General features: G+C 47.7%; 9 protein-coding genes. 4 read left to right on the top strand and 5 right to left on the bottom strand.

Annotated elements, in window-relative coordinates; translation table 11 throughout:
- The first annotated feature begins 52 nt into the window (after nucleotides 1–52).
- The 3 genes from HQRW_RS13470 (at nucleotide 53) to HQRW_RS13460 (ending at nucleotide 2,733) form a co-directional block, all read left to right on the top strand.
- Nucleotides 53–394, top strand: a complete 342-nt coding sequence (locus HQRW_RS13470; RefSeq protein WP_014557019.1) for a DUF5783 family protein — start codon at nucleotides 53–55, stop codon at nucleotides 392–394.
- 25 nt (nucleotides 395–419) lie between these two features.
- The gene (locus HQRW_RS13465; protein WP_011572655.1) at nucleotides 420–791 is read left to right on the top strand and encodes a NifU family protein; all 372 of its coding nucleotides are present in this window, start codon (nucleotides 420–422) and stop codon (nucleotides 789–791) included.
- 337 nt (nucleotides 792–1,128) lie between these two features.
- Nucleotides 1,129–2,733, top strand: a complete 1,605-nt coding sequence (locus HQRW_RS13460; protein ID WP_014557018.1) for a sulfatase — start codon at nucleotides 1,129–1,131, stop codon at nucleotides 2,731–2,733.
- Nucleotides 2,734–2,869: 136 nt separating this feature from the next.
- On the opposite strand, the gene HQRW_RS13455 is transcribed toward HQRW_RS13460, so the two are convergent.
- From HQRW_RS13455 to mdh, 4 genes are all read right to left on the bottom strand, one after another.
- Nucleotides 2,870–3,658 (bottom strand): HAD family hydrolase, encoded by a 789-nt coding sequence (locus tag HQRW_RS13455; protein ID WP_014557017.1) that lies wholly within the window; start codon nucleotides 3,656–3,658, stop codon nucleotides 2,870–2,872.
- 245 nt (nucleotides 3,659–3,903) lie between these two features.
- Nucleotides 3,904–10,773, bottom strand: a complete 6,870-nt coding sequence (gene polC / locus HQRW_RS13450) for a DNA polymerase II large subunit (RefSeq protein WP_014557016.1) — start codon at nucleotides 10,771–10,773, stop codon at nucleotides 3,904–3,906.
- Between the two features lie 2 nt (nucleotides 10,774–10,775).
- Nucleotides 10,776–11,195 (bottom strand): PPC domain-containing DNA-binding protein, encoded by a 420-nt coding sequence (locus HQRW_RS13445; protein ID WP_014557015.1) that lies wholly within the window; start codon nucleotides 11,193–11,195, stop codon nucleotides 10,776–10,778.
- A gap of 825 nt (nucleotides 11,196–12,020) precedes the next feature.
- A complete protein-coding gene (gene mdh, locus HQRW_RS13440; RefSeq protein ID WP_011572649.1) occupies nucleotides 12,021–12,932 on the bottom strand; it encodes a malate dehydrogenase in 912 nt (303 codons plus the stop codon).
- Nucleotides 12,933–13,083: 151 nt separating this feature from the next.
- Here mdh and HQRW_RS13435 point away from each other — a divergent pair, with 151 nt between their 5' ends.
- Entirely contained in the window at nucleotides 13,084–13,869 is a 786-nt protein-coding gene (locus HQRW_RS13435; protein WP_014557014.1) for an Sjogren's syndrome/scleroderma autoantigen 1 family protein, read from the top strand.
- A gap of 845 nt (nucleotides 13,870–14,714) precedes the next feature.
- On the opposite strand, the gene fer is transcribed toward HQRW_RS13435, so the two are convergent.
- Entirely contained in the window at nucleotides 14,715–15,104 is a 390-nt protein-coding gene (gene fer, locus HQRW_RS13430) for a ferredoxin Fer (RefSeq protein ID WP_014557013.1), read from the bottom strand.
- Between the last annotated feature and the right edge of the window lie 110 nt (nucleotides 15,105–15,214).

The following is a 15,214-nucleotide window of genomic DNA, read 5'->3' as shown; positions in this document are numbered from 1 at the left end:
CCCCACATCTGAACCCGAATCGGTTTGTAGCGTCAGTGGTGATATATCAGTAATGGCTGAGTTCGACCCAGAGCAGTTTGAGGATAAATACGCCAATTACTTTGCTGAACTTCAGCGCGCGTATAAAAACGCATTTGAGTCGATGAATAATCGATATGACTCTGAGTTGATTCACGCAATTGATCAGCAAATCCTCAATGAGTCTGAGCCATTTTATAACACAGAGACGGACTCATTCGAGATTCAACTTCCGGAGAATCCAACCGATCGTCTCACTGCAATCGTCGTTGACGATCAAAAACTCCAGACGGTGCTTGAGACATATGTCGATGAACTTCAACAGCAACATCGACGTGTGTTTGGACTTGACGATGAGTCTGAACCAAAGGTCTAAGCCGTTCGCTCATAATATATACAGTATGAGCACGGAAACTGCGGACGCTGAGAATGAAACGAAAGAGCTGAAAGAGCGCGTGACAAATTTCCTCCGCCGAAACTTCCCACAAATTCAAATGCACGGTGGATCCGCGGCAATCCAGCATCTTGACCCTGAAGCAGGTGAAGTTTCAATACAACTCGGTGGCGCTTGTTCAGGGTGTGGCATCTCCCCAATGACTATTCAGGCGATTAAAAGCCGAATGGTCAAAGAAATTTCTGAAATCGAAACCGTTCACGCTGACACCGGCATGGATAGTGGCGGTCATGGACACGGTGGGTCCTCTCCGTCATTCCCTGGTGAGACTTCTGATGATAGTGGAACGTCCGACGAAGGTCCACAGGCTCCGTTCTAGAACTGCGTACTGATTTCACGTCTGTCGCTATTATTATTGCCAGAACTACTGTTTGTACATTCATCACCAATCACTAGGAATGGCATCAATCAGGTTATTCTCCAGATTTACCTCGTCGAGTAGTTCCGAGGTTGTGGATGGAAAGCGCGTCATAGAAACAGGGAGCCCAACCCTCAAGGAGCGAACGGTGCGAGCCGTGAGCGAGTAGGGTGTGGGGTAGTTCACGTGATATCATTCAGGAAACCATCGATATCAGCATAAACACAATCAGAATATAATTACAATTGGATGCGCACGAGACCGATGCGTCTTTGATGTTGTCGCCGCGAAATGAGATATGCTTGCTGAATCACCCGAAAATGTTCTCTTCGTGGTGATGGATACGGTCAGAAAAGACCACCTATCGCCGTATGGTTATGACCGTCCAACAACACCCACACTTGATTCGTTCACGACGGATGCAACAGTATTCGAGGAGGCAGTCGCTCCGGCGCCATGGACACTTCCGGTGCATGCCTCATTATTCACTGGATTATACCCATCACAACACGGTGCAAGTCAAGAGAACCCATATCTTGAGGGAGCAACGACGATTGCACAAACACTTTCTGCAGCGGGCTATCAGACCGCCTGTTACTCATCGAATGCATGGATCACCCCGTATACGCATCTCACAGATGGATTCGATGATCAGGATAATTTCTTCGAGGTGATGCCTGGTGAATTTCTTTCCGGACCACTCGCTCGTGCGTGGAAGACATTGAATGATAATGAGTCCCTTCGCACACTTGCTGATACACTTGTCAGCCTTGGCAATACGGCGCACGAATACTTCGCCGGTGGTGAGGGCGCTGATTCAAAAACACCTGCTGTCATCGACCGTACAATCGAGTTTATCGATACCGCTGACGGCGAGTTTTTTACATTTATTAATCTCATGGATGCGCACCTGCCATATCATCCACCAGCGTCATTCCGTGAAGAGTTCGCACCGGACGTTGACTCAGATGCTGTTTGTCAAAATTCGAAGGAGTACAATGCCGGTGCGCGTTCAATTGATGCTGAGGAATGGGCAGACATTCAGGCGCTCTATGATGCTGAGATTGCACATATCGATGCCCAACTCGGGCGATTATTCGGATGGTTACAACAGGAGGGACTGTGGGATGAGACGATGGTTATCGTTTGTGCAGACCATGGCGAACTTCACGGCGAACATGGAATCTACGGACATGAATTCTGTTTGTATGATCAACTGGTCAATGTTCCACTGTTAATCAAACACCCACAATTAGATGCTGCACGTCGACATGATCAGGTTGAACTCATTGATCTATATCATACTGTTCTTGATGCAGTTGATATTGATGGCGGGAATCCAAACTCTCCAGGAGAGACTGCAATAGCCCGCGATCGAACACGATCACTCTTGTCTGACTCCTATCGTGATTTTGAATCGCACGCTGGGAGTCCCGACTCCGACCCTGCGCAACAAAGCAGCGATGGTTCGTACGCATTTATTGAATATTCACGACCGGTTGTCGAACTCAAACAACTTGAAGAGAAGGCAGCTGCTGCTGGGGTGTCAATATCAGAAGATTCACGATTTTACTCACGGATGCGTGCAGCTCGACGGACCGATGCAAAATATGTCCGCATTGACCGGATTCCTGATGAAGCATACCGACTTGATAGTGACCCTGACGAACAGAACTCAGTCGCTGACGCGATGAACGCCGATGCAACGGACATAGATATGAATATTGAGACGAAAGCGGACGCAATCACGGCGACAGAGGCAACCCTCACAGCCTTCGAGTCAGCAGTCGGTGGTGCATGGACGGATGCGGACGGAGTCAGTAATGATGTGACGGGTGATACCGTTGCCGAGATGGATGCTGATGCGCAAGAGCGATTACGCGACCTTGGATATCTTGAATGAGCACAGGATTGTATAGAACGGTAGTATCGGTATGATGACCTCCAATGCGTCTGGATACCGATATCATCGATAATGTCACTTTTAGTATTATCTCAAAGTGAAAATAAACGCGGGATCGTCTAGTCGTCTGAGCTGATTATTTAATCTGTTCAAGCACTCTTGGAAGGTCTCTGAGGTCGTCAATCGAGGCTGTTGGCGCCGTATCAAGGGTTGCGACGGTATTGTGTGGTCGGCGAAGAAAGACGCTCTCAAGCCCTGCTCGATGGGCAGCAACTACATCTGTCCCCCGGTCGCCAATATACACCCCACTCTCAGCACCGAGTGCATCAAGTGCTTCCTCAAGATAGTGTGGATCCGGCTTTCGCCGGCGGAATCCATCAACGCCGATATCACGTCCACGCACATGATCAAAGCGGTCAATGTCAAAATGGTCCACGACAAATTGGACTGCTGGATGGTAGTTATTACTCACGAGTCCGAGTGTCATCTCACCGGCGAGCGTGTTCAATGCGTCAATATCTGAATACACACCACGATGTCCATCAGCAATCCGATCAACAATCCGTTGTGCGCTTCGCTCCTCGCGGGCAGCATAGAATGCGACCGGATCAACGTCGATGGCTTCACATGCAGTAACAAATTCCTCAGTGTACTCATATTGCTCAAACGCACTCCGATGAGACTGCGAAAGTGACTGTTCCCAACTCTGTCCCCATTCTTGCTCTTCAACAATATCTTCAAATGCTTGCTTGTGGACAATCGGGTCAGCACCGCGACCTTTCAATATGACACCGTCCATATCAAACAAAACAGCAAATGTCGTTTCCGTTGTTGGCGTTTCACTGTTTGAGTGCGCCGCTGTATCTGTCTCACTGTCCTTTTCGGATTGGGCGCGGGTAGCCGCGTCCGCTTCGGACTCTGTCACGTCTACTCTTTCAGGCTCGATTGTCCTGAATCTATCTGTCTATGCTGGTCTAACCAAAGAATTTGGTCTGGACTCATACAAACTATACTTGTGATAGACGGTACAGACAAAACGAGTACATTGTCTCTGTACGCTTAATTGTCTGTCATCCCCTTGGGCTCGAAACATCAGTAATATCAACCCAACACACGATGATCAAGATTCGATACACAGATCGAAATACGTGAATCAAAAGATAATTGCGCTTACATGAAATCAGCGATTCCTGATTGTTTGTTGGTATCATCTTCAAAGATGGACTCAAGACTTCTTTCAAGCACCTCAAGACGCTGTTTTGTATATTCGCGGCAGTCAAACTCCTCAGCAATGTGAATTGCTGTGTCCATGTATTTATTCACTGATCCTTCATGTACGGTGAGATTCACTCGACCACCACACTCTCGACACTCACCGGTCAGTGGCATTCGTCGATATGACTCTCCACAGTCGAGACAACGTGTTTGTTGTCGCGAGAATGCCCGTAAATTCCCAATTAAGTCTGGTAGAAAGTGATATTCAATCACACGCTCTGCGACATCCGTTTCATCGACTGCCCGGAGTTTGCGTGCAAGCTCAAGTTGTGCATCCATCTTATCCATCATCGAATCGAGCGTTTTGTACGCCGAGAGGTCCGGACCAGCAGCAATATCGGTCGTATCATGGGTGTGATTGAACCCCGTGTACTCATTGTCGGTGTCAAGGTATTCCTCAGCAATCGTGACCTCCTCTTCCCACTCATCAGGATCTTCCATCCGTCGAGTTGCCTCATAGAATTCTCGTGGATACTGTCGAACGATATCCATGTTATGTGCCTCATCATCAATCTCTGAGGGGTCAATGCGTGAGGACATCACCAATGGGGCGTCCATAGAGTTGTGTGCGTAGAGCCAGTTCGCGGTGAATACTGGTTCTCCACCAACTTGCAGATCATATAGATACCCATCATAATCAATACATTCGACACTCTCAACTCGAAGATAAGATAGGTCGCCCCCAGTGAGTAACGTCAATTCGTCTCGCTTTGCCTCAAGTTGTGCTGGAAGATCTACTGTCGATAGTTCTGTGAGGAGCGACTGAAGTGTCTCCAGTGAGACTGTCTCCTGTTGGACCACAGTATCTGGAATCACCTGGTCAATATGAGGACTGTTTGCTATCGACTCATGTATTGTCAGTAGTGCATCCGGAACCGGGACACTAACACCCTCCGGCATGGTCGGGCGCTCACCGTCCAGGATCTGATCTAGTGGATTCGTCTTTCCTTCAGTTGCAATCGAGACGGTGTATCTGGATTCTTCGAAGTGAGCTGAATACTCCCCTCCGCTTTTCTCTGAAATGCGTGCAATGATCCCTAATCGATGACATAAAAAGACAAGTCCATCTTTTATACCGACACTTGTGGTGTTGAGTGTGACTGTCGTCTCGCTCTCACTTACTATTTCACTCACTTCGGAAGCAGCATTCCCCTTTCTCTGCGCATTCTCCCCAAGTATGAACCCTTGAAGAAATGATAATACAATATCATCTGGAGCGTGCAGAATGCACTCAGGAATGCCAATTTCATCTGTGTGCGTATGATTAATATCCTGCTCAGGTTCGCTTTGTTCTTTTGCGGTCAGTCCAGATACAATCGTATCGAATACCGGTGGAAATACAACTTCGCACCCACGTTCCGTTGAATTGACCGTCGGATTTATGTCGAATACACTGTCACTTGCCGCGACAATTCGCTCAGCATGTTTTTTCGCTGCAGTATGAATCGCACTTGTCAGTGCATCGGTTGATATAGATCGTTGAGCGATGAACTGCCCAAGAAGCCACCCAAATGAATCATCGACATCGATATACCGCTCGACCGGTTCTGCCGATTCTCCCACTCTCAGTGTTTCATTTTGTTTTGACTCCAGTCCTCCCACAGCGGTTGGACTGAGTGTCGTCATTTCATCTGTGGATCTTGAACGCTGAGATGATACATTATGAGTCACTACTGGACTTTCCTTATTTCTGGGATTGCTGATCACGCTCTTCGATGCCAGATTCAATTCTTCCGATCTAGTCTGTTCACCAGGGCATCGCTCATAATCATGGATATACTCACTGAGATCAAGCGTTGTTTGAATGGTCTCAACGTCGAGCGTTCGTGGTGCAACGATGATATCGCCTGCAGTGAGGTCATCACCAGCCACCTCTTCAATACCATCGTCATATCGGAAGAGACTATGTTCATCGGTAATATCAAGTGACCGACCAAACTGTGTTGTAACTCGACGTAACTGCTTGCTTTCATCAGCTTTGTATCGAATTGCCTTTTCGATTGGTCGAAGAGATGCCTCATGATTTTCATCAAAGGCGTACGTCTGCCATCCTTCTGACACACACGTTCGTTTTCTGAACTTTCCATTACGCTCAATTGGAGTATTGAGTTTCTTCCAAAAGTCCTCAATTGTCGTGAACACTATCTTATCATCAGGGCTCACCGCAACCAGTCGAGAATCTGCTGCCACACTTCCACCACGTTTATCTGGAAGATACTCCCGTGAGAAATTCAATAATCCATCCATCAAAAGCATAACACAGTCCTCATCGCCGTCACACTGCTTTTGTGAGAGGTCATTCACGATGAGCGAATGCGTCTCAGAAACAGTAAGACAATATGTATAATCAATGTCTGCGTCAACATACTCAATATCCGTGATCGGCTCAGTGATGTAATCCTTCCTCCCTCCATCGGTCACCTGGCGTGACTGATGGATTGCATTATTATTCGCGATCAAACCTTGTGCGTCATACTTTGTCTGTTCCTGCGCTTGTCTGTCCCGTTGAAGAGTTACTGCATCCGATGATGCAATAGAGATAACATATGAACGAGTCAAGTTTAGACTATTATTAGCATCATGATGAGTTGTATCATCGATTGCATACCAATCTGGAAGCACCTCGGGCACTGACCTCGACTGCTGTGTGGTTACCTCCGCAGTAATCCCAAGACGTCTTAATGCTGCAATTATGTCTTCTTTAAATTCGCGGCTGACAGTCGTTGCAGAAATGTCTCTTGTGTCTGTCGTCAACGAATCATGAGTGCTGAAAAAGCAACGTAGATATGATGTGATATGAGACTCAGATGCATCAAACAGTGCCTGTGGGATACGTTTATGACTTGGCTGAGTGCCGACATCAAATACTGTATCAAACACTCGTCTGATAAGTTCCCCAGGAACACCCAATATCTCCCCATCTGAGTTATACTGGATTGGTTCAATCTCAAACACGCTGTTGAGCGCGTTCAGAAGGTCTGTTTGTGTTTGTGTATCGATATTATAGAATGTTATTCTTGATTGTTCCTGCTGAGCACTTTCGTATGATATTGGATTCGTCTGCGCGTGAACTATGCCTGCCGCAGCATAATATCCAAGCAATGATGTAAGTTCCTCAGTAAATCCGATATGCCGGTCAATTCTCACTTTCTCTCCACGAAGCCCAATCTGCACATCATCAGGAGTACTCATCAGAAGGGCTTCATCTGTCTCGACAAATCTGCGTAGAAGTACGACCGGTATTGTTCCCTCATCGAGCCATCCTATCAACGTTTCTTTATTTTCGTCCAAATGACAGGCGGTATTTTGCATTATCTCAACCGCATCTTTACAGCTAGTAACTTCCTCAGGGAAGACTCGGTTACACAATCGGACAGGATCTGATGTATGGATTATCAGCCAATCAGCTGTAAGCTCATCCCGAGTGAGGAACTCCCGAAGAAGATCATGCTGTGGTGTGTGAGATGAGGGTGATATCGTTTGCAATCGCTTCGGTATAACCGCATACTCACCAGAAGTTATCTTACTTGCCTGCTTCGAGACAAGGTTGCCTTGCTCGAAAATATGCATCTCATGATCAGGCGTTATCGTTATCTCCCGACCACTTATTGTCTCGATTTGAACCAGATGATTTGGTGCACGATGCTTTGATACGGCTGTCACTGACTGTAACCGTTCATTCCCATTGTCATCAATCGATGGAACCGAGATCTCACGATCAGTGTTATCATCAACTTCCTGAACGAGGGTCCCGACAGCATCTATCTCAGGATCATCGAGGCGATCCTCAACAAACGTCTGAATCGTCTCATGATGCCACTCATTATCGGTATCACGAAACCATATCTTTGTCTCTGGATGGAAGCAGTTTCGCCGTTTCGCAGCGTGGAAATATGGATGTGCGTATCCGACAGCTGCGGAAGTGAATCCAACGATTCGCCCAACGACAGCAGCCGATGTATGTGGTGCCATTCCAAAGACGAGTTCACCAATTAGGTCGTCTCGTTCATCGATCTGATAGAATTGATCAAGCTCATAAAACTGCTCTAAGAGATCATCAACAAAATCCGCCGTCTTCATCATGTGTTCAGCTGCTCCATCCGGAAGCACAATATCTTGTACTTTGAGTTCGACGAGTTGGTCATCAAATTGAAGTGGATTGCCGTTGATATCTGTTTGATATCCAAGTTCGCGGAAATGAGCAGCGGTGACATCAAGTTCTTTAGGACGAACTGCGGTAACTGGTAGGTCAGTCATGTCATACCGAACCGTACCGTCTTTGAATGATGAGACACCATGTTTCGCTCGCAGGATCCCTTTTTCAAGTGGTTCAGGCGTTTTATTTGACGAAGTAAGCCCTTTGACGCCTTTTAAAATCTCAAATGATGATTCGCGCTCATCAACACGGTCGAGTGCATCACGGTATCTCTGATGGAGGTCAATATCCTGCCATTCAGCGCTTGTCACATCGCGCTCGCATCGGTCACAGTGCACCCGTCCAGATTCATCAGGAGAGAGCACTGACTCACATTCACGACACACAAATTGTGGTTCGGTATGACGACCACACTCAGCGCATTGCAGTTCGAACCCAACTGTCTCACAATATGGACACCGACGCTTCCCCAACTGAACTGAAATCTGACCGCGCTCAGTGTTATCGCCAAAGCTCTGTGCGGCATCACTGAGATTACGTTGATTCCCGCCAGCCTCACCAATTGGAAAGAGTGTATGTACGGCGGGTGAAAGATCTCGATCCTCAGACTTCTCTGGACGCCCCATTCGGCTTCCAATCCGTGTTGGCGCACGCTCACGAACCTGAAATGGAGCGACCTCATTCACCGCTGCAATAGCGCTCTTCCCGTCATCTTGTTTCCGAGCATGTTTTGAGAGATCTGTAAGCGACCACATGCGGTCGCCAATTCCTGTATCATTGTCAGATTCAATCTTAATCCCAAGTGAAAGTGCAAGTGCTCGCCATGCAGGAATGTGAATTGAGTCACTGTCTTGGTGATGTTCAATGAGTAATCGTTCCATCGTCTCCCGAATCGCTGGCGTTGTATCAATTGTTAGCGTGTCATCTGTGTTTGTATTGACTCTAAGTGATGTGTTACCGCTGGCACTGTTCGTATCACTGACCTCATTCGTGGTAATCTCGCCGGTTGCCACAGCATCTGCAAGATGGTCAAACTCAGTCACTGAAATATCGTGCCAAAGATAGGTGTATGCTGGGTGGAGTGGAATATCGTGTTTCTTTGCCCATCTCATCGCATTCTCGAAAGTTGGACTTTCGAGATCGACTGTTGGGTCATCACGAAGTGCCTGCACATCTGCATTACTGGCTTCAAACTCCTGAATCCACCATTCAAAAACATATGCTGCTGGTGCAAGTGGATGATTATTCTCGATGAATTCACCGAAATTAACGAGATACTCACCGAGGTCAAGAATCTTTTCGACCCCATTTTGCAGCTTCTCGGCTTCTTCAGGATCATTGATACAGCGGACATCGCCATTTGCAAGTCTGACTGTCGGTCCTTTAATCGAGTCAACAGGCACAACACCGCCAGCCTTTCCAGGACGCTCGGTTTTTAATTGCGTTCCTGTCGCAATGAAATCATCAACAATGTGCATCGTTGCTGGATGAACACCTGCGGTCGCGAACCCATGATTCCGTGCGCGTCCATACCGAAGTCGAAAAGCGCCTGCGGCCGATGGGTGCCCGAACACAGGACGCCCTGCAATGAGATCACGAAGATACTTATTCGTGGCGTCAGCACGAGGGGAGTTAGCAGGTTCTAACCCAGAATCGTTGTAATCATCGCTATCTATTCCATCTTTAGTTTCACTCTCGTTTGTATCTTTATCTGTCTTGATAATATCAGCTTCGCCATTCTTGACACTATTGTTGCTGTGTTCATCTGATCCGATGGTATCATCAATAAGGTCCTGTAGCCATGGCCATTCCACCTCGGCGAGCTGTCGGGTATATCGTTGGATTTTGGGTGCTTTAAGTGCAATCCCTTCAGCGAGTACAAGACACATTCCCCCGCGTGCAGCATTCGTATCAACACGTTCGAGATCACGATATCCAGAGACCTCTTCATTACCAGTTGCCTCACCATCGAGCATGATTGGCATATGTTTGGTAATAAATTTTGTCTCTTTGTCCTTTGGTGAGTACTGTAAACCCGTTTCACGGTCATATAGACTCACTTCCTCAGCATATCTCTCTGTTTCATCAGTACGTGCGGAGTATTCATCAATATCTAATAGTGATCGAGCATAATCAGCCACAAGCACTGACAACGCCTGCGCAGTTCCTCCTGCTGAGCGGATTGGTCCAGCATAGTAGACATTGACAAACTCACTACCGTCATCATTACTGAGAATCTCGACTCGGTCAATGCCCTCAATCGGTGCCGCGACAACACCCTCAGTGAGGAGCGCAACGGCTGTTCGAACTGCTCCCTCAATTTTTCCTTCACGTGTATCATAATCGCCAACAGTCCCCTCAACAAAATCAGTAACAAGTTCAAGCGCCACTTCTTCGCGAGAGCGCTCATCATCAAGCTCTCGTATACGCTCTGCAACGTCAGGTATTGCAAGTATATTTTCAACACGATCAGCCATGTCTCTCGCGACTGGGATTTCAACTTCTGGCTTTGGGTCATATCCCTGCCCTTTTGCTTGTCGTGCCCGGGCAAATGCTTGCTCAAGATGCGATTCTAGTGTCTCAAAGTATTGTTTATCTGCGTCTCGCACGATTATAGCCAGACATCAAGACCGGTTGTCTCATCATACTCACGAACCAGGTCAGTATCAAGCACTCGGAGATATACCTCACCGGCAAAAACGGTTCCAGCGTTGAGATGTCCAGCAAGCGCCTGCCCGCTTGGTCGTGAAAGCACAGCGTGAGTATGTGCGAATCGCTCATCATCAAGCATTGAAACGTTGCCAATACAGGCGGCAATCTCAAGTGGTTCATCAAAATTCACACTATTGTACTCAGTCTCAGTGTGATCATAAAACCACACTTCCGCGTCTTGAACGGCACCCATTGCGTTGAACCACGCGGCATCGATATTTTTGAGCTCAGCGAACTCTTCAATCTCTGTTCGCCAATCAGCACCCGTTTCAAGTCTCAATAAGAACTCCTGCGTCGTGTCTACCTCACGATAGTGCATACAGCCTCACTCGTGAGACGACAACAAAAGGTCCACGGTCAGGCACTCACCCAGTGAACTGCCCCATCCTACTCCACTATCGCTCCGTTGAGGGCGGGACTTCCGTGCTCTCGTACTGGAATTTCTGCTTCTGTGACGGTATTTGCAAGCGGTATGTTCGGGTGACGCATACCCACAGTAACTCCGGTCTCCACAGACGCTCTGATTTGGACTGTCCCAGCCCTGCTCAATAGTGACGATGATAACTCAGTCTGACCGTGGTTATTATTCCAGTTTAATTCAGTCCGATGAATACTGCTCGTCACTATTTAGCAGTAGAAAGCATGCTAATTCGCTCATCATCAATTTCTTGGAAAAATAATGCACGGCTGTATCTCCTCCATACTCGTTCGTTTGACTCACTCTTTGTGGAAAAGGATTTGACTCCTTAATTATTAAAGCGATGTGCTTGTCAGTGGATTCGGAGTTTGATCACTGGAAGCAATGGCAGGTTTGAGATCCCCCTTGCAGTTCAGCGCGAAGATTCGTTCATATGATAGCACGCCACTTGTGTATACATGAAGACACCCTAAGCAAGACTGTCGGGATCTCAGCTATGGCTTTTGTCACATAAATAATATTTCTTGGTCTAAATCCCCGATGTTAGATTCATCTCGGCGCCAACGCACACGGACTCTCCTCTTGACTTCTGCTAAAAGCGTCGGTTTCATTAACACAATAATTGGCGGCGGAATCTAGCATATGCTTTGATATTCACCGCCAATATAGAGCATAGACGCTGATACCTGACAGATATCTAACTCAAGATAATATACTTTCGATTCTTCAAATCTTTGCGTACTGGTCTGAGAGCTTCTCGGCTGCATCGTCCATTAATTCGTGCTCATACTGATCGAGTTCCCACTCAAGAACTTCCTCAACACCATTTGCACCGAGTTTGACGGGCACACCAAACGCTGTGTCGGTATATCCATATTCACCATCGAGGACAACTGATCCAGGAAGCACTTCTCCGGTATCATTGAGCACAGCCTCAACCATGTGAGCAACACCTGTTGCTGGACCCCACTGTGTTGCGCCTTTTCGCTCAATTACGTCCATCGCTGATGCTTGTAGGTCTGACAGAATTGTCTCACGCTCATCGGAATCAAACGTTGGATCTGTTCCATCGATACGAACTTTTGAGAAGGCTGGAACCTGTGCATCACCGTGCTCACCAAGAATGGTTGCCTCAACGTTCTGTACCGCGGTATCGAAACGCTCGCTCAACACATATCGGAAACGTGCAGAGTCAAGACGTCCACCAAAGCCAATAACAGTATGTCTCTCCCTGTCACCAGTTTCATACAGGTGGCGATTGAGAAGATCAACGGGATTCGACGTTGTTATTGAAACAAACTCTTCATTATGTGCTGCAAGTGACGATCCGATGTCTGCCATGATCGGTGCGTTGTCTCCAGCAAGATCAATCCGCGTCTGCCCCGGACTTCGGGGGATCCCTGCGGTGATGACAACTACGTCAGACCCAGCAGTGTCCGCGTAATCGCCTTGGATGACTGTTGTATTCGAATCATACGCAATGCCATGATTCGTATCGGCAGCTTGACCGATTGTCTCATCTTCTTTATCGGGAATATCAACGAAAACGAGCTCATCAACCGTCCCACGAAGCGCAAGGCTGTATCCTGCGGCAGCACCAACTGTCCCAGCAGCACCGACGACACTGACTTTCGTCATATCACGTACACGGACATGTGGAAAGCGATTAAAGACTTCGAATTTGATAATATATGGTCTCTATTGTCGATATTAACTTCGTTGATTGTCGAATTATTCACTCAATGTGACCCCGGTGGATTTTTCGATGTGGCATACTTTATTCATCAGTGTGAGCGATTTCGACGAAGAGGCAGAGCGAGAGCGACTCCGAGAGAAGTATGAAAAAAATGCCGACCGGCGGGCGGAGACGCAGCAGATGAGCGAACTCCTACTAAAGGGGGCAACAATGACGAATGCTCATTGTGAGACATGTGGATCGCCCATCTTCCGTTATGAGGGTCAGGAGTTCTGCCCGACGTGTCAATCGCGGAATACCGAACGTGGCGCTGCTGATAATGGTTCGGTACAAGCGTCGGATTCAGGTGGGAACGCTGCTTCAAGTAATGATAGTCAAAACGCGAGCGCTAATTCATCATCAAACGGGCAAGCAAATAATCAACCATCCACTGAAGCACATACACAGGCTGACGCAACCGCTGCGCCAGAGTCTTCCCCGGCAGATCAAACTAATACTGCATCATCTGCGAATGTAGATCGCTCAGATACATCGCCGACCGTTGAGCCAGTTGATACGACTGTACAAACGAATACATCGAACTCAACACAATCGCAGTCAGCATCAGACGATGATAGGATGTCTACTCAAACCGGTGTATCCCGTCATGGTAATGATGATACTACTGCAGTTGCCGGCGCTAATAGTACTGCGCATACCAACACATCCGAACAACGTCCAGCAGAGAATGGTCCGACTCGACAAGCAGCGATTGAGTCCCTACATAAGGCACTGACCCGTCATGCACAACTTGCTGCTGCGAGTGATGACCCACGCCGTGCACGTGATCACCTGCGCGCGAGTAATGAAGCAGCTGAAGCGCTCGAGCAATTGAGATAACGAATAGCATACGATAATACTCACAGGAGTAATTGGGTACACATATTGCTCTCGACTCAGCTACATGCTGAAATATAATATTATCATGAGCAATGCGCATATGTTATTTGTGATTGGGTGGTATGTGCCCGCTTACTTACCTATACCCCTCCAGTACAATCTATGAGTTGAGTGGAACAAGCACTCTGGGACCTCTATTCAGTGTTAAGACGGCTTCAGTAAAAACTATATTTGCACCAATTGACATCCCCCTCCGCGCAAACGCGGAGGAATCGTGAGCGTGAGCGGTGTAGATTGCAGGTTTGCAGTTCCACCGAACCCCGGCACGGTGAGAATCCGTGTGGGGTTCACGGACTGTTGCGAGTCGAGTAGAACTGCTGGGAGTGCCACATTCCAGCCCTGGTACTCCTAGCTTCCATCGTGTTCGGACTCCCGAAGTTGGTTTTGCCTTGGGGAGTCTGGCAGATTTCGACGGACTCGGAGTTACTTTCTGCAGTGTCTTCAAGCAGTCGGGCACTGCATCGATTCAGTATCGGAACTGACCATTCAATTGACTGGGTCAGATTATCATCTCATCGCTTGGGGCGAGCAGGTCGCCATTGTCGGACTGAATGGAATCGCCCTGCCCTATTCCCGATCTGATTCCTATCAATAACAGGCTTGCCTGTCGCTTCAAGCTATGGAGTATCGAATCTCAGCATGGCTATTGCAGCGTAGACTTCCTCCGAGGTGTCGGATTCATCCTGCGACTGAACCCGCAGGTATTCTCCTTGACTCTTGTATAATTAGTGACGTTGGGCGTTCAATAGCAACTATCTATCAAACGCACCTATATATACCGTCGTTTAGATGACGCGGTTTTGAAGATAATCGAGATGCTTTGCATTATAGACAATCTGGACACTGTCGGCCGCTGGTGATCCAATACACGTTAGCCGAACGTTCTTGTCAGAGACTTCCTCATCGGAAAGAATCTGCTGCATATCCATGTCGATTTCCCCTTCTGTCACAATTGCAGCACAGTTTGCGCACGCGCCCGCGCGGCAGGAAAATGGCCAATCGTATCCTTGTGCTTCTGCGGCTTCAAGAATATACTCGCCCTCGTTTACTTCAAGTGATCCGTAATCCTCATCGCCGAGATCGGAATCAGCAGCCTTCTCGAAAAGGTCCTCGTCATCCATCTCCCATCCCTTGTCGTTAAGACTCTCGTAATTCAGATATTCTACGGTTGCCATCAATACAGTACATGTGCGCCATAGCATTAGAGTTTATTGTTTGCTGATTTCGTCATGATGCCACCGTCTACGGGTGAAATCAGACGATCGTGCCTGGTACACACATGACT

Source organism: Haloquadratum walsbyi C23 (assembly GCF_000237865.1).
Classification (GTDB): Archaea; Halobacteriota; Halobacteria; order Halobacteriales; family Haloferacaceae; genus Haloquadratum; species Haloquadratum walsbyi.
This window is presented reverse-complemented; position numbering and strand designations above follow the sequence as displayed.

What these genes read in the sequence shown, in the direction of transcription:
- HQRW_RS13445 (WP_014557015.1), bottom strand. Translation starts at nt 11,195, where the DNA reads ATGCACTATCGTGAGGTAGACACGACGCAGGAGTTCTTATTGAGACTT.
- fer (WP_014557013.1), bottom strand. Translation starts at nt 15,104, where the DNA reads ATGGCAACCGTAGAATATCTGAATTACGAGAGTCTTAACGACAAGGGA.
- HQRW_RS13470 (WP_014557019.1), top strand. Translation starts at nt 53, where the DNA reads ATGGCTGAGTTCGACCCAGAGCAGTTTGAGGATAAATACGCCAATTAC.
- HQRW_RS13465 (WP_011572655.1), top strand. Translation starts at nt 420, where the DNA reads ATGAGCACGGAAACTGCGGACGCTGAGAATGAAACGAAAGAGCTGAAA.
- mdh (WP_011572649.1), bottom strand. Translation starts at nt 12,932, where the DNA reads ATGACGAAAGTCAGTGTCGTCGGTGCTGCTGGGACAGTTGGTGCTGCC.
- HQRW_RS13460 (WP_014557018.1), top strand. Translation starts at nt 1,129, where the DNA reads ATGCTTGCTGAATCACCCGAAAATGTTCTCTTCGTGGTGATGGATACG.